Source organism: Bradyrhizobium oropedii, from assembly GCF_020889685.1.
GTDB classification, from domain to species: domain Bacteria; phylum Pseudomonadota; class Alphaproteobacteria; order Rhizobiales; family Xanthobacteraceae; genus Bradyrhizobium; species Bradyrhizobium oropedii.
Window position 1 is genome coordinate 1 of sequence record NZ_JACMYO010000118.1, and the last position, 26,966, is coordinate 26,966.

A 26,966-nucleotide genomic window follows, 5' to 3' on the forward strand; every position below is an offset into this window, starting at 1 on the left:
CCACCACGGGCGTGTAGTTGGTCAGGCAGCGCTTGCCGGGCGCGAGCGAGTTCGGTGCGCCTTGAGTCGGATCGAACCACATGATGCCGTTGTTCATCGTGAGGCCTGTGTTCGGCGTCACGAATTTCGAGCCGAATGTCGACAACAGGGTCTGCGTCACCGCGGCCATGTTGCCGTCGCGGTCGACCGCGGAGAAATGCGTGGTGCAGCTTGGTGCGATCGCCTCGGCGCCGAGCGCGCGGCGGCCGTCGACGTCGCCCATGTCCTTCAGCCGTTCGCGGTAGGCCGCTTGCAGCGCCTCGGCATAGGCTGCGTAGGTCGCCGCATCCGGACCGCCTTGCGCGGGCGTGAGCGCCTTTTGCAGCAGGTCGAGCGTGCGCGCCATGGTCGGACCCGCGGTCAGTTCCGGCGTCGCATACACCGTGCCGCCGCGATAGGGAATTTTCAGCGGCTCGCGCAGATGGGCGCGGAAGCCGGCGAGATCGCGCACCGACAGCGCGCCGCCTGCAGCCTGGATGTCGTCGGCGATGCTGCGCGCCAGATCGCCCTCGTAGAAATCACGCGGGCCGGCCGCGGCAAGCTGCGCCATCGCCGCCTTCAGCCTGTCCTGCGGCATGCGGACCTCAGACTTGATACCCCATTGCGCATTCGGCGGGAGGCCATCCAGCAGATACGCCGCGGCACTGGCGCCATAGCGCCGCAGATCGGCGGCCGAGCTTGCGATCATCTCGGTGGTCCACCAATCGACCAGCAGGCCCTCGCCGGCGAGCTCGACGCTCGGCGCCAGTAGATCCTTCCAGGGCATCTTGGCGTGGCGGCGATGCGCCTCTTCCATGCCGGCGACGACGCCCGGTACCGCGATCGAGCCCGGCCCGTGCAGGTTGCGGTCGTCCTTGACCCGCGCCCAGGGGAACAGGTCGGAGGCCGCGCCGCCGGTCAGCGGATAATCCTCGATGCGCAGGCCGTCGGGCGCGCGCATGCCGTAGTCGATCACCTCGACGCGGTTCTCCTTGGCGCGGTACAGCACCATGGCGCCGCCGCCGCCGGCGCCGCTCATCCAGGGCTCCAGCACGCCGAGCGCGAAGGTGGTTGCAATGACAGCGTCGACGCAATCGCCGCCCGCTGCCAATACCTCCGCGCCGACCTCGGCCGCCCTGCGCGACTGCGCGGCGACGATGCCGCCCTTGGCGCTGACGGCCGGTTTGCGGATCACTTGCGAGTTTGAGAACTGGTCGGACATGGCGTTGCTTTCGCTGTTCTTGTTGCGGGCGGGGCACGTTGGCGTAGCATGCCAAGCATGGCACTGTCAGTGCAACAAGAACCAGTTTCAGGGGGCGGAAAATGAGCAATGTGAAGCGTGAACGGGACGGCAAGGTCGGGATCCTGACGCTCAACGACCCCGCAAGCCTGAACGCGATGACGCCGGAACTGCTCGGTGATCTCGCGCGCGCCGTCGGCGAGATGAGCAGCGACCCCGGCATCCGCGCGCTGGTGCTGACGGGGGAGGGACGCGGCTTCTGCTCCGGGCAGAACCTCAAGGCGTTCAACTCGCTCGGCGACAATATCTACACCGGCGTGATGACGCATTATTGGCCGTCGATGCAGGCTTTGCGCGAGTGCCGGATGCCGGTGGTCATCGCGGTCAACGGCGTTGCCGCCGGCGGCGGCTTCAGCCTTGCGATGTCCGGCGACATGATCCTGGCGGCGCGCTCGGCGAGCTTCATCCAGGTGTTCAGCCGGATCGGCCTCGTGCCCGATCTCGGTTCGACATGGCTGCTGCCGCGGCTGGTCGGGCGCCAGCGCGCACTCGACCTGATGCTGCTGAACGAGCCGCTGTCGGCCGAGCGGGCCAAGGAGTGGGGCCTGGTGCGCGATGTGGTCGACGATGCAAGGCTGCTCGACGAGGCGAAGGCGCTCGCGCGCCGCCTCGCCGACGGCCCGACCCGCGCGCTGGTCGCGACGCGGCAATTGCTCGAGGCAAGCGAGCACGCAAGCTACGCCGAGCAGTTCCGCCGCGAGATCGAGCTGCAGCAGGTGATCCGCGAAAGCGCCGACGCAAGGGAAGGCCGTCAGGCCTTCGTCGAGAAGCGCAAGGCCCAGTTCACGGGGCGCTAGGCCTTGGTGTCTCGCGCAAAGCGTTTTCGAGCGAAGTGGATACCGGTTCGCGTGAAGAAAACGCGTCAAAACGAGAGTCTACCCGATCGCAATCGCGATCTTGCCGAAATGCGCGCCGCTCGCCATGTGGGCGAACGCGTCCTTGACCTGGTCGAAGGCGAACACCTTGTCGATCACGGGTTTGACGCCGTGCAGGCTGATGCCGTCGCACAGCGCCTGCAAATCCTCGATCGAGCCGACGGTGACGCCTTGCAGCCGCTGCTGCTGCATCACCATCAGCGGCAACCGCGTGTCGGACGAGGCGGGACCTGCGAGCACGCCGATGAAGGCGATGGTGCCACCGATCCTGGTGGCGCGGATCGACTCGTTCAGGGTGCCGACGCCGCCGACCTCGACGACGAGATCGACGCCGCGTCCGGTCAGCTCGCGCGCCTTCTTGCCCCAATCGGGCGTGGTCTTGTAGTTGAGCGTGACATCGGCGCCGAGTTGCTTCAGCCGCGCGATCTTGGCGTCGCTGGAGGAGGTGGCGATGACACGGGCGCCGCACATCCTGGCGAATTGCAGCGCAAACAGCGAGACGCCGCCGGTGCCCTGGGTCAGCACGGTCTGTCCCGGCTTGATGTCGCCGAGCTTGACCACCGCGCTCCACGCCGTGAGGCCGGCGCATGGCAGCGCCGCGGCCTCGATGTCGCTGAGATGCTCCGGCGTGCGCACCAACGCATGCGCCGGAAACACCCGGTACTCGGTCAGCACGCCGTCGACGCTGCCGCCGAGTGCCGCGCGCATCCGCGTCTCGCTCGGCTCGCCGCCGAGCCAGCTCTCGAAGAAGCTGCCGATCACGCGATCGCCGGGTGCAAAATTCTTCACGCCGGCGCCGACCGCTTCGACCACGCCGGCTCCGTCGGAGACCGGCACCAGCGGAAACTTTTGGCGCGAGCCGTAGCCGCCCTTGACCGTGAGCAGGTCGCGATAGTTCAGCGTCGCCGCCTTCAGCCGTACCAGGACCTCGCCGGGGCCGGCCTGCGGAACCGGCTTGTCGACCAACGCAAGCGCGTCAACGCCGCCGGGGCCTTGCAATTCGTAGCATTTCACGGGACGTCTCCTGCTGAATGTTCTCGTCTTGGGCAGCGCTTCCGGCGCTACCGCACATGCGCTGAGCATATGTCATGCCCGCCGCACGTGACCATAGCGTGCGGCGCGGCCGACGGAATGGTGTCCATGCGCGGACGTGTTGGCGTGACCCGGCAACTACCGCCAATCTGTGCTGTCATTGGACCGAGCGGAGGTGACCATGGCTGCCTTGCTTGAGACGAAACGCGATCTGATTACCACACGCGCGCGCGGCGTGGTCCGTATGCTGCTTGCCGCCGCATTGATCTGTTGCAGCGGTGCGATGGCAGCGGACGACAGCCTCTACCGCGCGCAGACCGTCGTCACCGGCCAGGGCGAGCCGAACCGGATCATCGGGTTCGGGGTGTGTCTGGAGGATGTCCTGATCAAGGTCTCCGGCCAGCCGATGCTGGCAAGCGACGGCCGGCTTGCCGCATATAAATCGAAGGCCAAGGAGTTCGTCAGCCGTTTCGACTATCACGATCAATATGCCGGCAAGCCGCATCATGACGAGCAGGGCACCCGCGACCGGCCCTACGACCTGACCGTTGATTTCGACCACAAGAAGATCGACGGCATTCTGGCCAAGCTCGATCTCAAGCCATGGCGGTCGCAGCGGCCGGTGCTCGGCGTCTTCGTCGAGATGCAGCACGGTCCGAAGGATTACATCGTCACGTCGGACGGGACGCAATCCGATTTGCAGCGCGACGCGCTTGCGGCTGCAGCAGGCAAGCGCGGCATGCGCTTCGTGTTGCCAAGCGCTCCCGCGCTGACGAGCGCCAACGTCACGCCGGCCGAGCTCTTGAAGATGCCGGCACCGAAACTGTCCTCGATCGTCGCGCCACAGGGTGGCGAGGCCATCTTGGTCGGACGGCTGGTTTGGGATGACGGAGATCTCGGCTGGGCGACGCGATGGCAAATGGCCTGGGGCGGCAAGGACTACAAATGGCAGTTCCGCGGCGTCACCTTCGACGAAGCCTTCCGTCGCGGCATCGGCGGCGCGGCGCAGGTGCTGTCCGGCAATGGCGATCCGGGGCGATCGAAATAAGCTTGGATGAGCGTCGCGACCGGTTCGCTCTACCCGGCGTAGCCGAGCGTTTGCGACGGGTATTCGCCGAACATGGTGCGGTAATATTGCGAGAAGCGCCCGAGCTCGATGAAGCCCTGTTCGATCGCGACCTTGGAGACGGTGGTCTGGTCCGGCGTGCTCTCGCGCAGGATCGAGCGGATCGTGCAGAGCCGCTTGTAGCGCAGGAATGTCACGGGGCCGACGCCGAACACCTCGTGGAAGGCGCGGTGCAGGCTGCGTCGCGACAGCCGAAGCTCGGTGCAGATTTCCGAGACGTGGACCGGGCGGGCGCCTGCGCTGAGCAGATAGTCCTCGACGTCGCGCACCAGCTTGATTGCCGACGGGAGATAGCTCGTTCCGTCTGATGGCAGCGATGTGACGACCGTGGCGGTCACGCAGTCGATGATCGCGCGCTTCCAGAACTCGGCCGACGCCTCCGACAGGGCGTCCGGATAACGCGCGAGATGCGCGATGATCTGCGGCAGCCTGTCCGCGGCGCTCATGCCGATCGTGCGGTCCGCGCGGAAATGGTTCTTGGCGCTCCATGTTTCGGCATCGGCGAGCCGCGGCTCGCCGCCGAACACGTCGGGCAGATCGTCCATGTCGAAGCGAATGGCCGCGTAGGACGAGGCGCTGTGAAAGATGCCGTCATGCTCAACCCCTGGCGGAATCACCAGCACGTCGGCCGGCTGCATGTCGAAGGCCCAATGCGTGACGCGGTTGGTCGCGTTCAGCAGCATTCCGATGATCAGCTTGGGATCGGTTGAGATCCGTTGCGTGCGGACCCCGACATTGAATGCGCCGATGCTGAGCGAAAAATCGCCGATCCCGACATGGGACAAAGTGCCGCGCAGCTTGCCGCGCTCAAGCTGCATGACTTCGACATGCGAGCCTTTGACGGCGTCGTGGAGTCCCTCGAAGCCGTCAAGCTCGCCGGTGCTGACCGTCAGGTGCTGGCCCATATCCACGCGTCCCACGGCGGAATCGTGGACGGGATTTTTGCCGGTTTTGCTCGGGAAGGCAACGCGGACGACGGCACGGGACCGATGGGTCGGGACGCCGTTTTGTCAGGACCGCGCGCCTTGGGGCGAGACTGGCACAAACTGCATATCGCCCCTGCCGCATGGGGCAATCGTTTGATCTCAAAGCAAAATGCGCGGTCGTCAGCGGCTCTGCGCCGGTGGCTAGGCCGCCATCAGGTGCTCAAGCGCAACAGCCTGCTCGCGGGTCTGGAAAGCGATCGCGGTGTGCGTGAAGCCCGACGAGGCCTGGGTCTGCGCGATGTGATTGAGGACCTCGGTGCCCTTGACCACGTGAAGGTCCATTCCGGGGCCGGCGGGGAAGATGCCGAGGACGACATCGTAGGCGTCGACGATGGCCTTCAACGCGCCACCCTTGTCTTCCGAAGCATCGATAAAGATACGAACATCCGCGGCGATACTACGAAGTTCGTCAAAGTCGATCACTGGAAGTCTCCTCTACGCAACTCACTGATCGATCCTAGCTACAACTTGCTTACTGAAACCTAAATTACCTGGGTTCCTTCATGCGCCCACCAGTGGACCCCGCCGGCGCAGTCAGGATAATTCCTTCATTGATCAGGGCGCGGCAGATCGTCTTCAAGACCGCGATCGCTTCACGCGTTGCCCGGCTGACCGGCCGACCGCGCGGGAGCGCCAGCACGCGCTCGGCGCGCATCCACGGCAACAGTGCCGCCGATAGCGCTCCAGCGGCCACTTCCTGGTGAATGCCGGAGAAGGGCAGCAAGGCATAGCCGAGGCCCGATGCCACCATGCGCTTCATCGGCGTGCTGTTGTCGACCCGCACCGCACAGAGCATCGTCGACGGAAACGGGTTGCGGCTGAGTGGGGCCACCGCGGATGGCAGGGCGTCGAACTCCTTGCGGGTCAGCCTGCCGCGCTTCAGCAGCGGATCGCGCGCCGGTCCGATCAGGAACACCTGTTCGACCATGAGCAGTTCATAGTCGAGGTGATCGTTGGGAGGCGGCGTCGTCACGATCGCCAGATCGAGCTCACCCCGGAGCAGGCGTTCCGATGCGTTCTCCGTCAGGCCCTCGTTCAACTCGAGCCGCACGCGTGGAAACTGCTTCACGAATGTCTGGGCAAGCGGCGGATAGAGGATATCGCCGAGGCTCGGTGGCGCGCCGATCCGCACCGTACCGCTCGGCTCACGATTTTCCGTGCGCACCTCGGCCTTGATGTCGTCGACGGTCCCAAGTAGCCAGCGTCCTCGCGCGAGCAGCACCTTGCCGGATTCCGTGACGGAGACGCCGCGTGCGCCGCGTTCGAGCAGGGCGCCGCCCAGTTCGGCTTCGAGCTCCTTGACGTGGCGGCTGAGCGCCGACTGGGCGACGTTCAATGTGCTCGCGGCGGCGGCAAAGCCGCCACGCTCGGCGACGGCAACGAAATAACGGATCTGCCGCAGGTCCATGATGGTCGCTCCATCTCAGATCGAGATGGATACCATATCAAACATGTTCTTGTGAGATAGCAAAAAGAGAGCAGTCTCCGCTCAACGATCAAACCGAGGAGACACCAGCATGGGCATCGCCACCGACGAGGCACGCCAGACGTCCGTATTCATCGCCGGCGGCGGGCCGGTCGGCCTTGCGACGTCGCTGCTGCTCGACCGCTTCGGCATCGACTGCGTGGTGGTCGAGAAGAGCGCGACGACGACCGATCATCCCAAGTCGCGCGGTTGCTGGGTCCGCACCATGGAGATCTTCCGGCAGTGGGGGATCGAGCAGGCGATCCGCGACCGTGGCCTGCAGGACAACTCCGACATGTTCGTGTTCCTCGACAGCATCGCGGGTCACGAGTTCGGCCGCACCCGTCCTGAACCGAATGTCGGTCATACGCCGGCCTGGAAGAGCCTGGTCGCCCAGGATGCGGTCGAGGAGGAAATCCTGCGGGTGGTCGAGAAATCGCGGCACGCCACGGTGCTGTTCAACACGTCCTGTGAATCGTTCGAGGAGACCAACAGCGGCGTCAGCGTCACGACACGTTGCGAGAAGACCGGCGAGGTGACGCAGTGGACGGCGACTTACCTGATCGCCGCCGATGGCGCGGGCAGCCAGACGCGGCGCAGCGCCGGGATCGAGATGGTCGGTCCATCGACACTGGCGGTGATGTCGAATGAGTATTGGCGCGCCGACCTGTCGCGACTGCCGATCGCGCGCGAGGCCGCCGGCTTTATCATTGTCCCGGACAAGCCCGATTTGCCGCGCGCCGGCATCCTGAACACCAACGGCAGGGATCGCTGGCTGACGGTGACGCAGATCGGCCTGACCAAGGACGATCGCGAGCGGCCGTGGACCGACCAGGAGTTCATCGAGATCGCGCGCGGCCATGCCGGCATTCCCGACCTCGACGTCAGGCTTCTGAACCGTTCGATCTGGCGCGTCAGTATGCAGGTCGCCGAGACCTTTCGAAAGGGCCGGGTGTTTCTGGTCGGCGACTGCGCGCACCGCTTTCCGCCCACCGGCGGCTTCGGCCTGAACTCCGGTGTTCAGGATGCGCATAATCTCGCCTGGAAGCTTGCCTTCGTGCTGAAAGGCCTCGCGGATGAGAAGTTGCTCGACAGCTATTCCAGCGAACGCCGTCCGATCGCGCAGTCCAATGCCAATTTCAGCTACGGCAACAGGCTGCGATTTGGGCTGACCGACGACGCCGTGCGATCGCGAGATCCCGACCGGATCAAGTTCTGGATCAACGATATGGACAATCATCTGCACAGCATCGGTCAGAACCTCGGGCACAATTACGAGGAGGGCGCGGTGATCCCCGACGGCACCGTCGCGAAGGCGTTGAACTCCCGCTACTACACGCCGACCGACCGTCCCGGCGCGCGCTTTCCGCATATGTGGCTCGAGCCTTCGCGCAAGAAATCCACGCTCGACTGGTTCGATAAGGAGTTCACCGTCGTCACCGGTCCGCTCGGCAGCGAGTGGCTGGAGGCGGGAAGGCAGGTATCGGAGAAGACCCGCTTGCCGCTGTCGCTGAAGCAATTGCCGTCGGCCGATCCGGCGGACGGATTCCAGCTCGGCATGCGCGGCGCCGTGCTGGTGCGCCCCGATGGGCATGTGGCGTGGCGGATGCCGTGGCTGCCGTCGGATCCGGCGAAGGAACTGGCCGGCGCGCTTTCAACGCTGCTGCATTAGCGGGGGGCTCCCAATGCAATCGTTCGAATCCAGCGGCATCGTGACGGCGTTTGAGAAAACTGGACATGGCGCACCGATCGTGCTGCTGCATGGCGGCGAGGCCGATCATTCGATGTTCGACGGCCTTGCGCCCGCGTTGGCGGCTGATTTCACCGTGATCGCTTACGATCAGCGCGATTCCGGCGGCACCAGAAATCCGCCGTCATCCTATTCGCTGGCCGATCTGGCAGATGATGCCGCGGCTTTGATCGGAGGGCTCGGCTATGATCGTGCCCATGTCTTCGGAACCTCTCTGGGCGGGCAGATCGCGCAGGTGCTGGCGGCCCGCCATCCCAACAGGATCGACCGCCTGATCCTGAGCAGCACCTGGAAGGTCAACAGAAGCCCGCTGGACGTCAATGCGGATGTCTTCCGCACGCTCGCTTCCTACCGCGCGGACACCATCGCCAACGCACCGAAGATTGCTGAGTTCTTCTTTTCGCCGGATTACCTGCGCGTGCGACCCGAACTGATCGACATCTTCCGTGGCTCCAGCCGCGACGAGGGCCAGAAGGCGCGACGCGGCGCCTTGCTCGCGCAGCCCGTCGCCGCCGATCTCGCAGGCTTCGATCGCCCGACGCTGCTGCTGGTAGGCGGCGACGACCGGCTGATCCCGAATGCGGAGACATTTGCGCTCGCCCGCGATCTCACGAACGTCGAGATGAAGACCATCGCGGGTGTCGGCCATGTCGCGTCGATCCAGGCGCCCGAGCGGGTGGCCGAGGCGGTGACGGCATTTCTGAGTTCAAAAAAGAAGGCGGCTTGACAACAACAGGGGGAGACCATGGCTGAGCAGGCGAATGCGGTGCCGTTCGACGAAGCGCCGGTGACGACGCGCTATTGGCTATCGATCATCATCTTCGCCGTCAGCGGCGTGGTCGATTTCTTCGATTTCTTTGTGGTCGGATTTCTGGTCTCGGTGCTGGCGCCGAAGTGGCACCTGACGTTCGGGCAAACCTCGATCATGCTGATGAGCGCCGGCATCGGGGCAATGCTGGGCGCATTCGTTGCGGGGGTCCTTGCAGATCGTCTGGGGCGCAAGCCGTTGGCGGTTGCGGGCGTCCTGCTTTGCGGCCTGACCTCGGGCGCGATCGCGTTCATTCCGGAAGATGGCTGGGTTGCGTTTGCGGTTCTGCGCTTCTTCGTGGGCTTCGGCCTTGCCGCGGGCGCCGCGGCGGCGGTTCCCGCCATCGTCGAGTTCGCACCAACCCGTCATCGCACGCTGGTCACGAGCCTCGTGGTCGTTCCGGTCGCCTTTGGTGTGCTTTCGGCATCGGTCACGGCGAGCTTCCTGCTGCCGCTGGTCGGCTGGCGCGGACTGGCCGCGGTCGGGTTCCTGCCGATCATCCTCGGCGTTCTGACCATGATCATCATGCCGGAATCGCCGCGCTGGCTCATCAGCAAGGGCCGCGTGCGCGAGGCGCAGGCGAGCATCCGGAAACTCTACCGGGTCGCCGGCGACGAGTTCACCTTGCCCACGCTGCCGCCGGCGAACACGGCGACGTTTGCCGATCTCTTTGCCGAGCAGCGGCGCTTCTGGCTGACGGTCCTGATCTGGTTCGGCGCCAGCACGGCAAACTACGGCGTTTTCCTGTGGGGACCGACCATCGTGGCGCTGCTGCTTGGCGTCGCGCCGCAGGATGCGGCGAAGATGTTCATCTATGTCAGCCTCGCCGGCGTTGTCGGCCGGACCGGCTTCGCCTTCCTCGCCCATCGGATCGGCCGCAAGCCGTGCGGCGAGTTGATGGGTTACGGCACCGCGGTCTCTCTGGCGCTGGCGGCCTATTTCCACAACGACTTCGCCGGCTCGGTGCCGCTGTTCCTGGTCTTCCTGATCGTCGGCGCCGTGTTCTACGACGGCGGATTCTCGAACATCGGGCCTTATCCTGCGGAGATCTTCCCGGTCCAGCTGTCGGGACGCGCGGTCGGCCTTGCCCAGCTCTCAAACGGGGTCGGCAAGATCGTAGGCCCGCTGTGCCTCGCAGTGATCGCCGGCGCAGATAACGTCGTGCATCCCAGCGCGACCGCATCGGCGGTGATGCCGGCGTTTTGCTTTCTGGCCGGCGCGGGCCTCGTGATCGGGCTTGCCTTTACGTTCCTCGGCGTCGAGCCGCACGGACGCCCGGTGGCTCTGTTCGGCGAAAACGCAGGCGCGAGCGCCGCGCCGAAGCCGCTGGCCGCAAAAGCGGCAGCAGGACAGTGAAAGACGGAAGGTTTTACTATGGACAATGCGCACGACATGATCGCAACCGCGGCGCCGTTCGATACTGCCAAACTCGATCGGCTGATGGATGACGCGGGGCTCGACATTTTGATCGCCACCTCGCGTCACAATGTGCAGTACCTGCTCGGTGGATACCGCTTCTTCTTTTTCGACGTCATGGAGGCGATCGGCACCAGCCGCTATCTGCCGGTGTTCGTCTATCAGAAAGGACATCCGGAAAACTCCGCCTACATCGGCAACCGCATGGAAAAGTTCGAGCATGACCTCGGACGGATATCGGCGCCGATCGTCAAGGCTGGGGCATGGGGAACGCTCGATGCGATCGGCCTCGCCATTGATCATGTCAAAAAACTGGGCGGTGCAGCCAAGCGCATCGGCATCGAGGCGGGCTTCCTGCCGGCCGATGCCAGAGACCATCTGCATGCCGGCCTTGGCGACGTCGAATTCCGCGAGGCTCACTTCACGCTTGAGCGCCTTCGCGCCATCAAGTCTCCGGCTGAACTGGACCTCATCCGGGAAGCTTCCGAACGGGTCGTCGATGCGATGATGGCGACGTTCAAGGCCTGCGCGCCGGGTATGACCAAGAACGACGTCGTCGCTCGCCTGCGCCGCGAGGAGCAGGAGCGAAATCTCGTCTTCGAGTATTGCCTGATTGCGGCTGGCAGGAGCCATAACCGGGCGCCGTCGAACCAGCTTCTTGAAGAGGGCGACGTGATCTCGATCGATTCCGGCGGCAACTACCGGGGCTATATCGGCGACCTCAGCCGCATGGGCATTCTGGGTGAATCCGACAGCGAGCTGCGCGAGTTGCTGCGGGAAGTCGAGGACGTCCAGCAGGTGGCCCGGCGCGCGATCCGGCCGGGCGCCTTGGGTGGCGACATCATTGCCGCGGGCGAGGCTGCCGTGAAAACGTCTTCGCATCGCGCCGTGCTCGACTTCACCGCACACGGCATCGGGCTTGTCAGTCACGAAGCGCCGCGCCTGACCGCGACCGGCCCTGTGCCTTACGCGCCGTATGATGCGGATCGGCCGCTCGAATGTGGAATGGTGATTTCGATCGAAACGGCGCTGCTGCATCCGGCGCGCGGCTACATCAAACTGGAGGATACGCTGATCGTCTCCGAGTCGGGCTGGGAAGCGCCCGGAGACCATGGTCGGGAATGGAATTCGTCGCGTCTCACTGCGTGAAGCGGTCGACGTCAGGACAGCATTTTTGGCCAGGTCACGGATTCAGATGTGGTGGCATATTTCTGAATATTAGAAATATATTCCTGAGTTGCCCGACGTGTCAAGTTGCCCGGTCGACGCCGGCCGCCGCCGGCTACTTTGCATGGGGTTGTTTTCGATATTTTGGCAGCGGTCCCTGCGACGGCCCAGATGACATCATATACGCTCGGCCAGGCGATTGATCCGGCGGTCTTTGCTTCACTCGAGCCTCCGGTCATGCGATGCTCCGAGCCGGATGCAGCGGCCGGCTCCGTGCCGTCTGCTCGCCAGGTCGGCGCCGACGATGGGCAGGTGCAACCGATACGGATTGCCTCCCCATCGACAAAGCGACCCGATGACCGCTGCTGCCAACGCGCTCCACGACTACGCCCAAAGCATCCTGACCGCCCGCGTCTACGACGTGGCGGTCGAGACGCCGCTCGATCCGATGCCGCGGCTGTCGGAGCGCTTGTCGCGCACCGTGTTGCTGAAGCGGGAAGACTTCCAGCCGATCTTCTCGTTCAAGCTTCGCGGCGCCTACAACAAGATCGTCAGGCTGCCGGATGCGCAGCGAAGGTCGGGCGTGATCTGCGCGTCGGCGGGCAACCACGCGCAGGGTGTGGCGCTGTCGGCACGCAAGCTCGGCATTCCCGCGACGATCGTGATGCCGCGGACCACACCCGCCATCAAGGTCGAGGCGGTGCGGCGTCTCGGCGGCGACGTCGTGCTGCATGGCGACACGTTCGACGATGCACAAGCCAAGGCCAGGGAGATCGAGGTCGCGCGCGGCTTGACCTTTGTGCACCCGTTCGACGATCCCGATGTGATTGCCGGCCAGGGAACTGTCGGGATGGAAATCCTGCGCCAGCATCCCGATCCGATCGAGGCGATCTTCGTGCCGATCGGCGGGGGCGGGCTGGCGGCCGGCGTGGCCGCCTTCGTGAAATTCCTGAATCCCTCGATCAAGGTCATCGGTGTGGAGCCGGCAGACGCAGCGTCGATGGCGGCGGCGCTCGCCAAGGGGAACGTCGTCGCGCTGGATCAGGTCGGGCTGTTCGCCGACGGCGTCGCTGTTCGCAAGGTCGGAACCGAGACGTTCCGCCTCTGCCGCGACCTGCTCGACGAGGTCGTTACCGTGGACACCGATGCCATGTGCGCCGCCATCAAGGATATCTTCGACGATGTGCGATCGGTCGCCGAACCTTCCGGCGCGTTGGCGCTCGCCGGCCTCAAGGCCTACGCCGAGCGCGGCGCGCTGAGCGACGGCAGCCTGATTGCCGTCAACAGCGGGGCCAATCTGAATTTCGACAGGCTGCGCACCATCGCCGACCGTGCCGAGGTCGGCGAGCATCGCGAGGCGCTGCTCGCCGTGACCGTGCCGGAGAAGCCCGGCAGCTATCGGCACTTCATCCGCATTCTCGGCTCGCGGGCCATCACGGAATTCAACTACCGCTTCGCCGAGACGACCGCGCCGGCGCAGCTCTTCGTCGGCATCGCGCTGAGCCGCGGCGAGGCCGAGAAGCGCGAAGTCATGGAGCTGCTTCGACGCGAAGGCTATCCGATCCTGGACCTGAGCGACAACGAGATGGCCAAGGATCATGTGCGCTACATGGTGGGTGGCCGCGCGCCACTGCTCAAGGATGAAGTGATCTATCGCTTCGAGTTTCCGGAGCGTCCCGGCGCGTTGCTGAAATTCCTCGAGAGCCTGGCGCCCGACTGGAACGTTTCGCTGTTCCACTACCGAAATCACGGTGCCGACTACGGGCGCATCCTGGCTGGTATCGAAGTCAGGCCTCAGGAGCGCGCCCGGTTCGTTCAGGCGCTGGATGCGCTTGGCTATCCCTACTGGAACGAGAGCGAAAATCCGGCCTATCGCCTGTTCCTCTCAGCCGAGAAGAGGTGAAGCGGCGAGGTCCTACGCTGGTTCAGAGTAAAGCGGACGGTTGGCGGTGCAAGACATCGGCGAACCGCCACGCAATCCGTGCTGAAGAGGCAATCTGTGTTGAAGAGAAAGGCATTACGTATGACCCGTGAAGAACGACAATTGCGCGAGGCTGTTATCGCCAAATGCCGATGGATGAATGCGTCGGGTCTCAACCAGGGGACATCAGGCAACATTTCCGCCCGCTACAAGGACCGGATGCTGATCACGCCGTCGGCGACCCCCTACGATTCGATGAAGCCGGAGATGATCGCATCGATGCCGCTCGAGGGCGACTATGGCGTGTGGGAGGGGCCGCTGCAGCCGTCCACGGAGTGGCGCTTCCATCTCGACATCACGCGCGCCCGGCCCGATGTCGGCGCCATCGTCCATACCCACTCGACCTATGCGACCGTGCTCGCGATCGCGCGCAAGCCGATCCCGGCCTGCCACTACATGATGGCGGCGTTCGGCGGCGCGGACATCCGCTGCGCCGGCTACGCGCGCTACGGCACCAAGGAATTGTCCGATCACGCGATCGCCGCGCTCGAAGGTCGTAACGGTTGCCTGCTCGCCAATCACGGCATGATCGCGCTCGGAGCCAACCTCGACAAGGCGATGTGGCTCGCGGTCGAGCTCGAGACCATCGCGAAGCAGTATTATCTCTCGCTCGCGCTCGATTCGCGCGTCATCCTCACGGATGAGGAGATCGCCGATACCGCGAAGGGGTTCTCCACCTATGGCCTGCAGGCGCCAAAGCCGACCAAGGCCCGCGCGACGGCGAAGGCGGCGCCGCGCCGCGCCGAGAAACGGCGTAGCAGCAAGCGATGACGGGCACTGCGCCGGTCGCAGGCACGGATCACGGACTGGTCGATATCGCGGTCATCGGTGGCGGCATCAATGGCGCTGGTATCGCCCGCGACGCGGCCGGTCGCGGGTTGAAGGTGCTGCTCTGCGAGAAGGATGATTTCGCCGAGGGCACCTCGTCGCGCTCGGGCAAGCTGATCCATGGCGGCTTGCGCTATCTCGAATACTACGAATTCCGCCTGGTGCGCGAGGCGCTGATCGAGCGCAAGGTGCTGCTCGCGTCCGCGCCCCACATCATCTGGCCGATGCGCTTTGTGCTGCGCACTCGCCGGAGCAGCGGCCGGCCTGGCTGGTTCGCACCGGGCTGCTGCTCTACGACCATCTTGGCGGCCGCAAGCAACTGCCGGCGAGCCGCAGCCTGGATCTGTCTCAGGCCCCTGAAGGCGCGCCGCTGCATCAGGAGTTCCGGCGAGGCTTCGAATATTCGGATTGCTGGGTCGACGACAGCAGGCTGGTGATCCTGAATCTGATCGATGCGACACAGAACGGCGCCCGCATCCTGCCGCGCACGCGCGCGGTGCGCGCGCGGCGCGACGGCGAGTTCTGGCTGCTCGAGATGCAGGGTGACGACGGCACGACGCAGGTCGTGCGGTCGCGCGCGCTGGTCAACGCCGCCGGGCCCTGGGTTCAGGATGTCATCCAGGGCGTGACGGGACTGAACTCGGCCCAAAGCGTGCGGCTGGTCAAGGGCAGCCACATCGTGGTGCCGAAATTCTGGAACGGGCCGCAGGCCTATCTGCTGCAAAACACCGATCGCCGGGTGATCTTCGTCAATCCCTATGAGAACGATCTCGCGTTGATCGGCACCACCGACATTCCCTATCAGGGGGCGCGCCGAGGACGTCGCGATCGGCGCGGACGAGACCGACTATCTGTTGCAGGTGCTGCGCCGCTATTTTCGCACGCCGCCGCAGCCGGGTGAGATCGTGCACGCCTTCTCCGGCGTCCGGCCGCTCTACGACGACAATGCCGACAATCCGTCGGCCGTGACCCGCGACTATGTGTTCGAAGTTGACGGCGCCGAGGGGGCGCCGCCGCTGCTCTCGATCTTCGGCGGCAAGATCACGACCTACCGGCGGCTGGCGGAGCAGGCGATGCAGCGCCTCGCGCCGTGGTTTCCCAAGCTGTCGTCGGCCTGGACCGCGAACCGGCCGCTGCCGGGCGGCGACGTCGGCGGCAGCTTCGATGATTTCTCGAACGGGCTGGTGCGCGACTATCCCGATCTGCCGCGAACGCTCATTCAGCACTATGCTCGTCTTTACGGGACGCGCGCGCGAACTCTTGGGGCCGGCCCGTACCTCCGTCGATCTGGGCCGTCATTTCGGCGGTGACTTCTATGAACGCGAGGCGGCGTATCTCCGCGAGACGGAGTGGGCCAGGCGTTCTGCCGATTTCCTGGATCGACGCACCAAGCACGGCCTGCATCTGACGCCGGCGCAGCGGCACGCGTTTGAGAGCTCCTTGTAGAGCGGATCCGCATCCGGGCGGGGCGCGCACCGGTCAAGTCATCGATCCATTGGTGGGCCCGGCAGGACTCGAACCTGCAACCAGACCGTTATGAGCGGCCGGCTCTAACCATTGAGCTACAGGCCCCGCCGCCTTGCGGGCCGCGGGGGGCGGCCGGCAACGGTGCGGGCTCCGTTTACAGGGTGCGTGGGGTTTCGGCAATGCCGCCCCCGGAACCCTCGTGCCGCACGCCGCTGCATCGGCCCCCCGAGCCACCGCGGCCCTCAATCCACCGAGACGCCGGCGAACTCGACGACTTTGCGCCATTTCTCGGTCTCGTCGGCGACGAGCTTGCCGAATTCGGCCGGGGTCATCGGCTTCGGGATGCCGCCGACCTCGGCGAGGCGGGCCACCAGCTTGGGGTCCTTCAAGGCCTCGCCGACCGCCTTGTTGAGGGTCTCGATGACTTCCGGCGGCGTGCCCTTCGGCGCCGAGATGCCGTAGAAGCCGACCGACTCGAAGCCCGGCACGGTCTCGGCGATCGCGGGCACATCGGGCACACCCGGCCAGCGCTGCGGCGAGGTGACGCCGAGCGCGCGCACGCTGCCGCCGCGCGACTGCTCCAGCGCCGACGGCAGATTGTCGAAGATCAACTGCACCTTGTTGGAGATGATATCGGGGAAGGCGATCGCCGATCCCCGATACGGCACGTGCTGCATGTCGCACTTGGTCATCGCCTTGAACAACTCGGCCGACATGTGCACCGAGGTGCCGTTGCCTGATGAGGCGTAGGCGATCTTGCCCGGATTGGCCTTGCAGTAGTCGATGAACTCCTGAACGGTCTTCACCGGCATCGCATTCGAGACCACCAGCATGTTGGTGAGCTGCATGATGCTGGCGACCGGCGTCGTGTCGCGCAGGAAGTCGTAGGGCAGCTTCTTGTAGAGCGAGGTCGAGATCGCGTTGTTGGGTGCGACGAACAGCAGCGTGTAACCGTCCGCCGCCGAGTTGATCGCGGCGGCAGCGGCAATATTGCCGCCTGAGCCGGCACGATTCTCGACCACGAATTGCTGGCCGAGACGATCCGACAGCCACTGGCTCATGATGCGCGCGACGATGTCGACCGGGCCGCCGGCGGCAAAGCCGATCAGCCAGCGCACCGGACGGTTCGGATAGTCGGATGCGGATGAGGGGGCAACTGAGGCAATGCAACACATCAAACCAAGCAGAGCAGCACGTGCGAACCGGATCATCGTATCTCCCGTCATTTTCTTGTGACTGTTGCTGTCATGGTTTCACAAAACGCTGGCTTTGCCTACGACCCCGCCCGTGCGACGATAGTCTGGCTCATGTGCAATGCTTGAGGCTCGGGATGAAATTCGCTGTCATGATTTGCGCCGGAGCGCTGCTGCTCGCGGGCGGCGCGGCGGCGCAAGAGGGGGGCAAGACCATTTCCAAAACCACGATCAGTTTCGCCACGGCGACGCCGGGCGGCGGCTTTCCGCTCTATGGCAATGCGCTTGCCGAGGTCATGAACGCAGCCGATCCGACGCTGTCGATCGAGCCGCGCAACACCAAGGGCTCCAACGAGAACATCCCGTTGCTCGAGGCCGGCAGCGTCGATATCGCAACCGTTGCGGGTGAACCGTCCTACGAGGCCTTCATGGGCATCGGCCGGCCGCGGGCCACCAGGCTGAAGATCCTCACCGCGATGTATTCGAGCCCCGGGATGTTCGTGGTCCGCGCCGACAGCCCCTACAAGACGATCCAGGATCTGGTCGGCCAGCCGGTCGCCTTCGGCGCCAAGGGCTCCGGCCTGCCGATCCTGTCGCGCTACATCCTCGATGGCATCGGGCTGAAGCAGGACGAGGACTTCAAGTCGATCTATCTCGATCGCGCCGGCGACGGGCCTGCGATGGTCGAGGACGGACGCGCTGCGGCGCTGTGGGGCGCCGGCATCGGCTGGCCGGGCTTCACCAAGATGGCGGAGAGCGCGACCGGTGCGCGCTTCATCGCGCCGACTGCGGACGAGATCGCGCGCATCCGCGCCAAGCACACTTTCCTGAAGCCGCTGACGATTCCGGCCGGCAGCTATCCTAAGCAGACTGCCGCAATTTCTTCGGTCGGCTCCTGGAGCTACATCCTGGTGCGCGACACCTTGCCCGATGATGTCGCCTATCGGCTCGCGAAGACGCTGCACGGCGTCGAGGCTGTTTTCTGCACCAAGCTCGCCCAGGCTTGCGAGACCACAGCGGCGAACACCGTCGCCGCCGCGCCTGACATCAATCTGATCCATCCCGGCGTGCTCAGATATTTCCGCGAGATCGGGGTGGCGAAGTAATCTCTGTATGGGCGCGTCGTCGCGTCGATGCAGAGGTCATTCCGGGAAGGTCCGAAGGACCAGACCTCAGGTGCGCAATTGCGCACCGGGGAATCTCGAGATTCCGGGTTCGCGCGTTGCGTGCCCCGGAATGACTGCTACGCAGTTACTTTTTCACCATCGGGCAGGCCGGGTCCGGCGGCCCGAACGCGTCCTCGCCGGAGATCTTCGCCAGGATCTTGTAATAGTCCCACGGATATTTCGATTCGGCCGGGGTCTTGACCTGGACCAGCCAGAGATCGTGCACCATCAGATTGTCGTCGCGCAGTCTGCCGTTGCGGGCGAAGAAATCCTCGACCGGCTTCTCGCGCATCTTGGCCGCGACCTTGAGCGGATCGTCGGTGCCGGTCTCCTTGATCGCGTTCAGATAGGCGGTCACCGAGGAGTAGACGCCGGCCTGCCACATCGTCGGCATCCGGTTCATCTTGGCGAAGTAGCGCTTCGACCATTCCCTCGTCTTGTCGTCCATGTCCCAGTAGAACGAGGTGGTCAGCAACAGGCCCTGCGCGGCCGATAGCCCGATCGAGTGGATGTCGGTGATCAGCGCCAGCAACGCTGCCATCTGCTGGCCGCCGGCGAAGACGCCGAATTCGGCGGCGGTCTTGATCTCGTTGGTGTTGTTCGGCGGTCCGCCGGCGATGCCGATGATCTTGGCCTTCGAGGCCTGCGCCTGCAGGATGAAGGACGACAGATCGGGCGTCGCAAACGGCGGCCGCACCGCGCCGAGCACCTTGCCGCCGTTCTTGGTCACGATCGCGGAGGCGTCCTTCTCCAGCGAATGGCCGAACGCATAGTCGTCGGTGATGAAGAACCAGCTGTCGCCGCCGCGCTTCACCACCTCCTGGGCGGTGCCGACCGCAAGCGCCCTGGTGTCGAACACCCACTGCATCGCGTAGGGCGAGCAGAACTTGCCATGGAAATCGGTCGCACCCGTCGAGTGCGTGATGAACAGCTTCTTCTTCTCGTTAGCGATGTTCTGCACCGCGAGCCCGACCGCCGAGACCGGCACGTCGACGATGAGGTCGACCTGATCGACGTCATACCAGCGCCGCGCGATGGTCGCGCCGATATCAGGCTTGAGCTGGTGATCGCCGACGATCACCGAGATGGGCTTGCCGAGCACCTTGCCGCCGAAATCGTCGACCGCCATCTGCGCGGCGGTGACCGAACCCTGTCCGGTCGGCGTCGAGGCCGGGCCATTCATGTCGGTCAGCACGCCGATCTTGACGATGTCGTCGGACACCTGTGCCGATACGGCCGAGGAGGCCAGCAGCGCGGCTGCGAGTGTCCCGAACACGGCTAGTCTGGTGGCGATCATTCTGTCTCCCTCCTGAATTGGCGCATTGGCCATTATGGTTGTCCCGGGTCTCTGGAACCCGGATATATTGGTTTCTTTTGCAACTAGTTTGGGGTCCGCGTCAACGCGCCATCGGTCTAATGGAGGTGCCCCGGCACAGCCCAAGCCGGTTTCTTTCGGGGCCGATTCAGTCCATAGCGGGCCATGGTCAGTGCCCAGCGCCTTCCGGCTTCGCTCACCGCGCTCGACGTGGCGCTGGCCGCCGTGCTGCGCGATCTCGTGCCTGTCCAGCCGATCGAATTGCCGCCGGCCGACGCCCTCCGCTCTATTGCCGCCGAGATGCCGGCCCTGCGCGCCTGCCCGCCGCACGATGTCGCGGTCAACGACGGTTGGGCGATGCGCGCCAATGACCTGGTCGGCGCCTCCTCCTATGCGCCGTTGGCGGTGACCGAACTCCCGGTCTGGGTGGTAGCCGGCGCTGCGATGCCTGATGGCACCGACTGCGTGGTCGATGCGGATGCCGTCGACACATCCGGTCCACTTCCGCAGGTGCTTGCCGAAGCCATCCCGGGGCAGGGCGTCCGGCGTGCCGGCAGCGACGTTGCCGCCGGGCGTGCTGTGATCGCTGCAGGAGAGCCGCTGCTGCCGCGCGGTCTGCTGCTCGCGCGGGCGGCTGGACTGGAGCTGTTGCGCGTGCGCCGGCCGCGGCTTCGCATCGTCAATATCGCCAACGGTGAGCTGACCGCGCAACTGATCGCCGACACTGCGCGCCTCGCGGGCGCCGAGGTCACCTGCACCGCCGCGACGCCCGATGTGACGGCGATTGCAAGCGCGCTCGATACAGCCGGCTGCGACCTGATCATCACGATCGGAGGCACCGGTGTTGGCCACACCGATGCAGCGGTGAATGCGCTGGCCACGCGCGGCATGCTGATCGCGCACGGCATTGCCTTGCAGCCCGGGCGCACCATGGCGGTCGGCCGGATCGATGCTACGTCGGTCGTCGCCCTGCCGGGTGCGCCTGATCAGGCGTTCGCGGCGTGGTGGGCGATTGCGCTTCCCCTGCTCGATCGCCTGTCGGGCCGGCAGCCGCGCAGGACGCTGGCGCTGCCGCTGGAACGCAAGATCGCTTCCGGCGTCGGTATTGCCGAGGTCGTGTTGCTGACGCGTCAGCAGGGTTACTGGGCCGTGCTTGCGATCGGAGACCTGTCGCTCGATGCCATTGCGCGCGCCGAAGGCCTGCTGATCGTGCCCGGCGCTGCGGAAGGCTTCGCTGCGGGCACACTTGTCGATGCCTATATGTTGCGGGAGTGAGTTCCCGAGATGAGCCAACCATTCACGCCGAAACCCAATCCGTCCGTTGAGCAGGACCAGTTCCTGACCATCCTGTCGCGCGAGGAGGCGATCGCGCGCTTCGAGGCGGCGCTGTTCCCGCGGCAATTGCTGTCCGAGACGCGGCTGCTCGCCGACGCGCTCGGCCGTGCGCTGGCGGAGGACGAGGTGGCGCCGATCGACGTGCCGCCGTTCGATCGCTCCAATGTCGACGGCTTTGCCGTGCGCTCGGCCGATGTTGCGCGCGCCGGCGAAGCCGCGCCGGTGCAGCTCGCGCTGAACGGCGAGACCATTTCGTGCGGGACCGCGCCGACCCTCCCGGTGCTGCCGGGCACCGCGACCGCGATTGCAACCGGCGGTCCGGTGCCGCGCGGCGCGGATGCGATCGTGATGGTCGAGCACAGCCAGCCCGTCGGCAATGATGCCATCGAGGTCCGCCGCGCGGCGTCGCCCGGGCAGTTCGTGTCTTACGCCGGCTCCGACATCGCGCGCGGCGAGGCGCTGCTGCGCGCGGGAACGATCGTCGGCTCTCGCGAGATCGGCATGCTCGCGGCCTGCGGCATTGCCGAGGTTCTGGTGACGCGCCGTCCGCGCGTTGCGATCCTCTCGACCGGCGACGAGCTGGTGCAGCCGGGTGAAAAGCTGCGGCCGGCCGCGATCTACGACACCAATGGCGCGATCGTCACCGCGGCGATTGCCGAGAACGGCGGCGACCCGGCGTTCCTTGGCGCGATCGCCGACAATGAGGCGATGCTCGAAGCCGCGATGCGCAAGGCGCTGGCGGACAGCGACATGCTGGTGCTGTCGGGCGGCACCTCCAAGGGCGCGGGCGATGTCTCGCATCGGATCATCGCCCGGCTTGGCAAGCCCGGCATCATCGCGCATGGCGTGGCGCTGAAGCCGGGCAAGCCGCTGTGCCTTGCGGTCTGTGACGGCAAGCCGGTGGTCATCCTGCCGGGCTTTCCGACCTCGGCGATGTTCACCTTCCACGATATGATCGTGCCGGTGCTGCGGCGGATGGCCGGCCTGCCGCCGCGCTCGGATGCCAAGGTGGCGGCGAAGGTGCCGGTCCGTATCGCCTCTGAGCTCGGCCGCACCGAATTCGTGATGGTGTCGCTGGTCGAGGGTGCCGACGGCCTGATCGCTTATCCCAGCGGCAAGGGCTCGGGCGCGATCACGTCGTTCGCGCAAGCCGACGGCTTCCTGAAGATCGAGGCACTTGCCGACCAGTTGCCGGCCGGCAGCGACGCCGAGGTGACGCTGTTCACGCCGCATGTGCGGGTGCCCGATCTGGTCATCGTCGGCAGCCATTGCACTGGGCTCGATCTCGTCACCGCGCCGCTGGCGCATGCCGGCCTCGTGGTGCGGTCGATCGCGGTCGGCAGCCTCGGCGGGCTCGCGGCCGCCAAGCGCGGTGAATGCGATCTCGCCCCGATCCATCTGTTCGACGACAAGACCGGGACCTACAACGCGCCGTATCTCTCCGACGGTCTCGAGCTGGTGCCGGGCTGGCGGCGCATGCAGGGCATCGTGTTCCGCAAGGACGATGCGCGCTTTGCCGGCTTGAGCGCGGAGGAGGCGGTGCGCGCCGCGCTCGCCGATCCCGCCTGCATCATGGTCAACCGCAACCAGGGTGCCGGCACTCGCATCCTGATCGATCGCCTGCTGGGCGGCCACCGGCCCGACGGCTACTGGAATCAGCCGCGCTCGCACAATGCGGTCGCGGCAGCGGTGGCGCAACATCGCGCCGACTGGGGCATGACCATCGCGCCGGTCGCCCTTGCGTCCGGGCTCGGCTTCATTCCGCTTGCCGAAGAGCATTACGACTTCGCGCTGGTGACGGCACGCAAGCAGCGGCCCGCGGTACAGGCTTTTCTCGATGCGCTGGCATCGGAGGAGGGGCGGGCTGCGTTGACGGCGGCGGGGTTCAGGCCGGCGTAGCCGAGTATGCCGCCGCGCTACCACACCAATCACAACTGTCGTCCCGGCGAAGGCCGGGACCCATAATCACCAATGCTTATTGTTGCGCGACGCCATGGCCACAGTCTTCTTCAACAGCACAACCCTGCGGTGATGGGCCGCGGCCTTCGCCGGACGACACTGAGTTTGCTGCACCGCTTGCGAGTCGCACTCACGCATTCTCGCGACATGATTGCCTGAGCTTTGCGTTCGCGCGCGGCTTGACAGGGTTTTGCCGAGTTGCCCGTCGGGCTATCTTGCCGCGTGTCTCGGTGCGGTTGCGGATACTGCTCAGTGCCGCATGGCCGCCTCGACGAACTCCAGCACGGAGCGCGGGACCTCATCGTACTCGACGAAACGGCGCCGAAGCTCGTCGGCAATATCGGTCGTCACGTCGCGCGACCATCCTTGGTTGGTATTGAAGGCCACGATGCGCACGGGATGGCTGTAATGGTCATCCAGGAGACGGCGGATCAGCGTTTTCCGGTCAGCACCTTCTTCGTCGGTTTCGCACCAGGCACGGCCAAGCCGGCCAAAATCGTTCAACACCACATAGGTGTCGTGGTCGATTTGATGCGGTACGATCGAAGGCGAGCGAGACATACGTGGTACTCCCACAATGCATGTTATCGTGTTCCGGTCGTCCCGCGCATTGGAAACTTGGAGGTATATCCGTTGGATAGTCAGATGACGCGTGACATACGATGAAGCGTGCAACGGTTCCCCGTGGCGGGCGCCGGGCGACGGCGCCGGCTTCCAGCGGGTTGCGATGTTTCCGCCCGGCGAGGCTGGCATGACATTGCGTCAAGGCTGATATAAGCAGCGTTGGACGCTATATGCCTTCGGAGACGCGTATGAAAGTGATTGGCCTCGCGGGATGGAGCGGTGCCGGGAAGACCACCCTGCTGTCGCGGGTGATCCCCTATCTGCTGGGCCGCGGCCTGCGCGTCTCCGTGATCAAGCACGCGCACCACGAATTCGATGTCGACGTGCCCGGCAAGGATTCATGGGTGCACCGGCAGTCCGGCGCGACCGAGGTGCTGGTGTCCTCGACACGACGCTGGGCGCTGATGCACGAGCTGCGCGGCGCCGACGAGCCGCGGCTGCCGGAGCTGCTTGCCAAGATGGCGCCAGTCGATCTTGTGGTGGTCGAGGGGTTCAAGCGCGAGCCGGTCAACAAGATCGAGGTGTATCGCGCCGCCAACGGCAAGCCGCTGCTGTTTCCCGATGACCCACGCGTGGTCGGGATCGCGAGCGACGTCGCGATTGAAACCACGCTGCCGATCGCGCATCTCGACGACATCGAGGACGTTGCCGAATTGATATTGCGTTCCGCGAATCCCGTCGACGATGTGCTCGCTTCGGCTCCAGCCGATAGCTGAACAGGGCGAGGAAGCGCCAGCGTTGACGATGCAGGGCAGCTTCGCCAAGGTCCAATCATGACAACGACGAAGCTTGATCTCACCGGCCTGAAATGTCCGCTGCCTGCGCTGAAGACGCGCAAGGCCCTCAGGAGCGTGACGGCGGGAGATTTCCTCGAGGTGCACTGCACCGATCCGCTTTCGGTGATCGATATCCCGGCCCTGATCCAGGAGACCGGCGACAAGGTCGAGATCACCGAACGAAGCGACGTTCGGATCGTTTTCCTGATCGAGAAGACGAATGGAATGATAGATAAATCAAATGCTGCAGCGCCGCGTACGCGCTAGATCCGGCTTGATATCTACCTTTTGCCTATCGACACCTATTTCCCCTTCTGCGCGAATTGATAAGCTCCAGCGGCTTGTGCAGGTGGAGCTGTGCCCGGATGTGGGCACGTGGACGGAGAAAAACCGGCCCGCGCCCGGATCGGGTTGCACGGCTTGGCATATGCGTTCGCATTGGGGGTTAACATTTCCAGAGTGCGCGTGGTTGGTCCCGGCGCACCGAGGGAATGTGCGGAGTGGCCGGGCTGGCGGTTGCCGCAACGGGCTGAGACGGGATCGAAGACGCAGATGCGCCTGACGCAATGGCGGCTGCAGGGGAGGTTTCAATGACGACGATGAGCAGCGCCGGCCGCGTATCGACTGCAGGCGCAGGTTTCCTCGACAAGGAACACACGATCGCGACCGCCGGCTTCAACCGCTGGCTGGTGCCGCCGGCGGCGCTGTGCATCCATCTGTGCATCGGCATGGCCTACGGCTTCTCGGTGTTCTGGCTGCCGCTGTCGCGCGCGATCGGGCTGACCGCGCCCAAGGCCTGCCCCGACATTTCGCTGGCCCAGGAATTGTTCACGACGAGCTGTGACTGGAAGGTCGCGAGCCTCGGCTGGATGTACACGTTGTTTTTCGTGCTGCTCGGCGTCTCGGCTGCGATCTGGGGCGGCTGGCTCGAAAAGGTCGGTCCGCGCAAGGCGGGTTTCGTCGCGGCGCTGTGCTGGGCCGGCGGTCTCGTGATCGGCGCGCTCGGAGTCTACACGCACCAACTCTGGCTGATGTGGCTCGGCTCCGGCGTGATCGGCGGCGTCGGTCTCGGCCTCGGCTACATCTCGCCGGTGTCGACGCTGGTCAAGTGGTTCCCCGACCGCCGCGGCATGGCGACCGGCATGGCGATCATGGGCTTTGGCGGCGGCGCGATGATCGGCGCGCCGCTGGCCGACAAGCTGATGAATTACTTCAAGACCCCGACCTCGGTCGGCGTCTGGGAAACCTTCCTCGTCATGGGCGCGATCTATTTCGTGTTCATGATGATCGGCGCCTTCCGCTATCGCCTGCCGCCGTCTGGCTGGCAGCCGGAAGGCTGGACGCCGCCGGCCAAATCCAACGCGATGATCTCGAGCAAGAACGTCCATCTCGACAACGCGCACAAGACGCCGCAGTTCTGGCTGATCTGGTGGGTGCTGTGCCTGAACGTGTCGGCCGGCATCGGCGTGATCGGCATGGCCTCGCCGATGTTGCAGGAGATCTTCGCCGGCAAGCTGATCGGGCTGCCCAATGTCGGCTTCAACGCGCTCGACGCCTCGCAGAAGGCGCAGATCGCGGCGATCGCCGCCGGCTTCGCCGGCCTGTTGTCGCTGTTCAACATCGGAGGTCGATTCTTCTGGGCGTCGCTGTCGGACAAGATCGGCCGCAAGAACACCTATTACACGTTCTTCGTGCTCGGCATCGCGCTCTACGCGCTGGCACCGACCTTCGCCGCGATGGGCTCGAAGCTCTTGTTCGTGCTCGGCTTCGGCATCATCCTGTCGATGTATGGCGGCGGCTTCGCCACCGTGCCGGCCTATCTCGCCGACATGTTCGGCACGCAGTTCGTCGGCGCCATCCACGGCCGTTTGCTGACGGCGTGGTCGACCGCCGGCATCATCGGTCCCGTCGTGGTGAACTACCTTCGCGAATTCCAGCTCGCCGCCGGCGTGCCGCGCGACCAGCTCTACAACACCACGATGTACATCCTGTGCGGCATGCTGATCGCCGGCTTCATCTGCAACCATTTGATCAAGCCGGTCGATCCGAAATGGCACATGAGCGACGCCGAGGTGGCGAAGCTGCAAGCCGCGACGGCGACCGGCGGCAACGGCGCGACCGGATCATTCGGCATCGGCAAGGGCGGTCTGGACGGCAGGGCGGCGCTGTTCTGGCTGTTCGTCGGCATTCCGCTGGCTTGGGGCATCTACATGACGCTGCTCAGCGCGGTCAAAATCCTCTGATCGCGACCATCATCGCCGCGGGCCGCCGATTCCCGGCGCCTGCGGCATTCGCTTTTTTCTATGAACAGAAATCGGATTGGGGGATTTGAATGTTTCGCACCCGGATTTGCCTTGCCGCCGCGCTGCTCGCCCTGGG

At 65.2% G+C, this 26,966-nt stretch carries 23 protein-coding genes, 1 tRNA gene and 1 pseudogene; 16 read left to right on the top strand and 9 right to left on the bottom strand.

What is annotated here, in order from left to right; all coding sequences use genetic code 11:
• Positions 1 to 1,240: gamma-glutamyltransferase (locus H8A95_RS27890; RefSeq protein WP_229186123.1), on the bottom strand; the 1,240-nt coding region annotated here is incomplete at its 3' end.
• A 101-nt stretch (positions 1,241 to 1,341) separates the two neighbouring features.
• Here H8A95_RS27890 and H8A95_RS27895 point away from each other — a divergent pair.
• Positions 1,342 to 2,115, top strand: a complete 774-nt coding sequence (locus tag H8A95_RS27895; RefSeq protein ID WP_229186124.1) for an enoyl-CoA hydratase-related protein — start codon at positions 1,342 to 1,344, stop codon at positions 2,113 to 2,115.
• 78 nt (positions 2,116 to 2,193) lie between these two features.
• Here H8A95_RS27895 and H8A95_RS27900 read toward each other — a convergent pair whose 3' ends face one another.
• Entirely contained in the window at positions 2,194 to 3,207 is a 1,014-nt protein-coding gene (locus H8A95_RS27900; protein WP_229186125.1) for a zinc-dependent alcohol dehydrogenase family protein, read from the bottom strand.
• A 199-nt stretch (positions 3,208 to 3,406) separates the two neighbouring features.
• On the opposite strand from H8A95_RS27900, the gene H8A95_RS27905 reads away from it, so the two are divergent.
• Complete coding sequence (locus H8A95_RS27905; protein WP_229186126.1) at positions 3,407 to 4,273, top strand: DUF2066 domain-containing protein; 867 nt, start codon at positions 3,407 to 3,409, stop codon at positions 4,271 to 4,273.
• A 29-nt stretch (positions 4,274 to 4,302) separates the two neighbouring features.
• Here H8A95_RS27905 and H8A95_RS27910 read toward each other — a convergent pair whose 3' ends face one another.
• The 3 genes from H8A95_RS27910 to H8A95_RS27920 form a co-directional block, all read right to left on the bottom strand.
• The gene (locus tag H8A95_RS27910; RefSeq protein WP_229186143.1) at positions 4,303 to 5,256 is read right to left on the bottom strand and encodes a helix-turn-helix domain-containing protein; all 954 of its coding nucleotides are present in this window, start codon (positions 5,254 to 5,256) and stop codon (positions 4,303 to 4,305) included.
• Positions 5,257 to 5,478: 222 nt separating this feature from the next.
• Complete coding sequence (locus H8A95_RS27915) at positions 5,479 to 5,760, bottom strand: hypothetical protein (RefSeq protein ID WP_050401090.1); 282 nt, start codon at positions 5,758 to 5,760, stop codon at positions 5,479 to 5,481.
• A 64-nt stretch (positions 5,761 to 5,824) separates the two neighbouring features.
• Entirely contained in the window at positions 5,825 to 6,745 is a 921-nt protein-coding gene (locus H8A95_RS27920; protein ID WP_229186127.1) for a LysR family transcriptional regulator, read from the bottom strand.
• 109 nt (positions 6,746 to 6,854) lie between these two features.
• Between H8A95_RS27920 and H8A95_RS27925 the strand changes: the two genes are divergently transcribed.
• The 8 genes and pseudogenes from H8A95_RS27925 to H8A95_RS27960 all read left to right on the top strand — a co-directional run bounded on the left by H8A95_RS27925 (position 6,855) and on the right by H8A95_RS27960 (position 16,062).
• Positions 6,855 to 8,474, top strand: coding sequence for an FAD-dependent monooxygenase (locus H8A95_RS27925; protein ID WP_229186128.1), 1,620 nt, complete (start codon positions 6,855 to 6,857; stop codon positions 8,472 to 8,474).
• A 13-nt stretch (positions 8,475 to 8,487) separates the two neighbouring features.
• On the top strand, positions 8,488 to 9,279 hold the full coding sequence (locus H8A95_RS27930; protein ID WP_229186129.1) for an alpha/beta fold hydrolase: 792 nt from the start codon (positions 8,488 to 8,490) through the stop codon (positions 9,277 to 9,279).
• Positions 9,280 to 9,297: 18 nt separating this feature from the next.
• Positions 9,298 to 10,716, top strand: coding sequence for an MFS transporter (locus tag H8A95_RS27935; protein WP_229186130.1), 1,419 nt, complete (start codon positions 9,298 to 9,300; stop codon positions 10,714 to 10,716).
• A gap of 18 nt (positions 10,717 to 10,734) precedes the next feature.
• Positions 10,735 to 11,925: a M24 family metallopeptidase gene (locus H8A95_RS27940; protein ID WP_229186131.1), complete on the top strand. Its 1,191-nt coding sequence runs from the start codon at positions 10,735 to 10,737 to the stop codon at positions 11,923 to 11,925.
• Positions 11,926 to 12,298: 373 nt separating this feature from the next.
• Positions 12,299 to 13,846 carry a threonine ammonia-lyase, biosynthetic gene (ilvA, locus tag H8A95_RS27945; protein WP_229186132.1) on the top strand — a complete coding sequence of 516 codons (1,548 nt, stop codon included), beginning with the start codon at positions 12,299 to 12,301 and terminating at the stop codon, positions 13,844 to 13,846.
• Between the two features lie 120 nt (positions 13,847 to 13,966).
• Positions 13,967 to 14,695 (top strand): class II aldolase/adducin family protein, encoded by a 729-nt coding sequence (locus H8A95_RS27950; RefSeq protein WP_229186133.1) that lies wholly within the window; start codon positions 13,967 to 13,969, stop codon positions 14,693 to 14,695.
• Positions 14,692 to 15,653, top strand: a pseudogene (locus tag H8A95_RS27955) (glycerol-3-phosphate dehydrogenase). Before H8A95_RS27950 ends, H8A95_RS27955 begins: the two are co-directional and overlap by 4 nt.
• The gene (locus H8A95_RS27960) at positions 15,607 to 16,062 is read left to right on the top strand and encodes an FAD dependent oxidoreductase family protein (protein ID WP_229186134.1); all 456 of its coding nucleotides are present in this window, start codon (positions 15,607 to 15,609) and stop codon (positions 16,060 to 16,062) included. Before H8A95_RS27955 ends, H8A95_RS27960 begins: the two are co-directional and overlap by 47 nt.
• A gap of 186 nt (positions 16,063 to 16,248) precedes the next feature.
• On the opposite strand, the gene H8A95_RS27965 is transcribed toward H8A95_RS27960, so the two are convergent.
• Positions 16,249 to 16,324, bottom strand: a tRNA-Ile gene (locus H8A95_RS27965).
• Between the two features lie 137 nt (positions 16,325 to 16,461).
• Entirely contained in the window at positions 16,462 to 17,430 is a 969-nt protein-coding gene (locus H8A95_RS27970) for a Bug family tripartite tricarboxylate transporter substrate binding protein (protein WP_229186135.1), read from the bottom strand.
• Between the two features lie 119 nt (positions 17,431 to 17,549).
• Between H8A95_RS27970 and H8A95_RS27975 the strand changes: the two genes are divergently transcribed.
• Positions 17,550 to 18,518: a TAXI family TRAP transporter solute-binding subunit gene (locus H8A95_RS27975; protein WP_229186136.1), complete on the top strand. Its 969-nt coding sequence runs from the start codon at positions 17,550 to 17,552 to the stop codon at positions 18,516 to 18,518.
• Between the two features lie 145 nt (positions 18,519 to 18,663).
• Here H8A95_RS27975 and H8A95_RS27980 read toward each other — a convergent pair whose 3' ends face one another.
• Positions 18,664 to 19,875 (bottom strand): ABC transporter substrate-binding protein, encoded by a 1,212-nt coding sequence (locus tag H8A95_RS27980; protein ID WP_229186137.1) that lies wholly within the window; start codon positions 19,873 to 19,875, stop codon positions 18,664 to 18,666.
• 183 nt (positions 19,876 to 20,058) lie between these two features.
• Here H8A95_RS27980 and H8A95_RS27985 point away from each other — a divergent pair, with 183 nt between their 5' ends.
• Both H8A95_RS27985 and H8A95_RS27990 read left to right on the top strand, forming a co-directional pair.
• On the top strand, positions 20,059 to 21,168 hold the full coding sequence (locus tag H8A95_RS27985) for a molybdopterin-binding protein (protein WP_229186138.1): 1,110 nt from the start codon (positions 20,059 to 20,061) through the stop codon (positions 21,166 to 21,168).
• Positions 21,169 to 21,177: 9 nt separating this feature from the next.
• Positions 21,178 to 23,127 carry a molybdopterin biosynthesis protein gene (locus tag H8A95_RS27990; RefSeq protein ID WP_229186139.1) on the top strand — a complete coding sequence of 650 codons (1,950 nt, stop codon included), beginning with the start codon at positions 21,178 to 21,180 and terminating at the stop codon, positions 23,125 to 23,127.
• A gap of 309 nt (positions 23,128 to 23,436) precedes the next feature.
• On the opposite strand, the gene H8A95_RS27995 is transcribed toward H8A95_RS27990, so the two are convergent.
• On the bottom strand, positions 23,437 to 23,748 hold the full coding sequence (locus H8A95_RS27995) for a hypothetical protein (RefSeq protein ID WP_229186140.1): 312 nt from the start codon (positions 23,746 to 23,748) through the stop codon (positions 23,437 to 23,439).
• A gap of 233 nt (positions 23,749 to 23,981) precedes the next feature.
• Between H8A95_RS27995 and mobB the strand changes: the two genes are divergently transcribed.
• The 3 genes from mobB (at position 23,982) to H8A95_RS28010 (ending at position 26,830) form a co-directional block, all read left to right on the top strand.
• On the top strand, positions 23,982 to 24,527 hold the full coding sequence (gene mobB, locus H8A95_RS28000; RefSeq protein ID WP_274617662.1) for a molybdopterin-guanine dinucleotide biosynthesis protein B: 546 nt from the start codon (positions 23,982 to 23,984) through the stop codon (positions 24,525 to 24,527).
• 57 nt (positions 24,528 to 24,584) lie between these two features.
• Complete coding sequence (locus tag H8A95_RS28005; protein WP_163161001.1) at positions 24,585 to 24,854, top strand: sulfurtransferase TusA family protein; 270 nt, start codon at positions 24,585 to 24,587, stop codon at positions 24,852 to 24,854.
• Positions 24,855 to 25,177: 323 nt separating this feature from the next.
• The gene (locus H8A95_RS28010) at positions 25,178 to 26,830 is read left to right on the top strand and encodes an OFA family MFS transporter (protein WP_229186142.1); all 1,653 of its coding nucleotides are present in this window, start codon (positions 25,178 to 25,180) and stop codon (positions 26,828 to 26,830) included.
• Positions 26,831 to 26,966: the final 136 nt, after the last annotated feature.

Coding starts and splice junctions, on each gene's coding strand:
- H8A95_RS27895 (WP_229186124.1), top strand. CDS start 1,342: ATGAGCAATGTGAAGCGTGAACGGGACGGCAAGGTCGGGATCCTGACG.
- H8A95_RS27910 (WP_229186143.1), bottom strand. CDS start 5,256: ATGGGCCAGCACCTGACGGTCAGCACCGGCGAGCTTGACGGCTTCGAG.
- ilvA (WP_229186132.1), top strand. CDS start 12,299: ATGACCGCTGCTGCCAACGCGCTCCACGACTACGCCCAAAGCATCCTG.
- mobB (WP_274617662.1), top strand. CDS start 23,982: ATGCCTTCGGAGACGCGTATGAAAGTGATTGGCCTCGCGGGATGGAGC.
- H8A95_RS27920 (WP_229186127.1), bottom strand. CDS start 6,745: ATGGACCTGCGGCAGATCCGTTATTTCGTTGCCGTCGCCGAGCGTGGC.
- H8A95_RS27980 (WP_229186137.1), bottom strand. CDS start 19,875: ATGATCGCCACCAGACTAGCCGTGTTCGGGACACTCGCAGCCGCGCTG.
- H8A95_RS28005 (WP_163161001.1), top strand. CDS start 24,585: ATGACAACGACGAAGCTTGATCTCACCGGCCTGAAATGTCCGCTGCCT.
- H8A95_RS27970 (WP_229186135.1), bottom strand. CDS start 17,430: ATGATCCGGTTCGCACGTGCTGCTCTGCTTGGTTTGATGTGTTGCATT.
- H8A95_RS27950 (WP_229186133.1), top strand. CDS start 13,967: ATGACCCGTGAAGAACGACAATTGCGCGAGGCTGTTATCGCCAAATGC.
- H8A95_RS27975 (WP_229186136.1), top strand. CDS start 17,550: ATGAAATTCGCTGTCATGATTTGCGCCGGAGCGCTGCTGCTCGCGGGC.
- H8A95_RS27985 (WP_229186138.1), top strand. CDS start 20,059: ATGGTCAGTGCCCAGCGCCTTCCGGCTTCGCTCACCGCGCTCGACGTG.
- H8A95_RS27990 (WP_229186139.1), top strand. CDS start 21,178: ATGAGCCAACCATTCACGCCGAAACCCAATCCGTCCGTTGAGCAGGAC.
- H8A95_RS27905 (WP_229186126.1), top strand. CDS start 3,407: ATGGCTGCCTTGCTTGAGACGAAACGCGATCTGATTACCACACGCGCG.
- H8A95_RS27995 (WP_229186140.1), bottom strand. CDS start 23,748: ATGTCTCGCTCGCCTTCGATCGTACCGCATCAAATCGACCACGACACC.
- H8A95_RS28010 (WP_229186142.1), top strand. CDS start 25,178: ATGACGACGATGAGCAGCGCCGGCCGCGTATCGACTGCAGGCGCAGGT.
- H8A95_RS27940 (WP_229186131.1), top strand. CDS start 10,735: ATGGACAATGCGCACGACATGATCGCAACCGCGGCGCCGTTCGATACT.
- H8A95_RS27935 (WP_229186130.1), top strand. CDS start 9,298: ATGGCTGAGCAGGCGAATGCGGTGCCGTTCGACGAAGCGCCGGTGACG.
- H8A95_RS27925 (WP_229186128.1), top strand. CDS start 6,855: ATGGGCATCGCCACCGACGAGGCACGCCAGACGTCCGTATTCATCGCC.
- H8A95_RS27930 (WP_229186129.1), top strand. CDS start 8,488: ATGCAATCGTTCGAATCCAGCGGCATCGTGACGGCGTTTGAGAAAACT.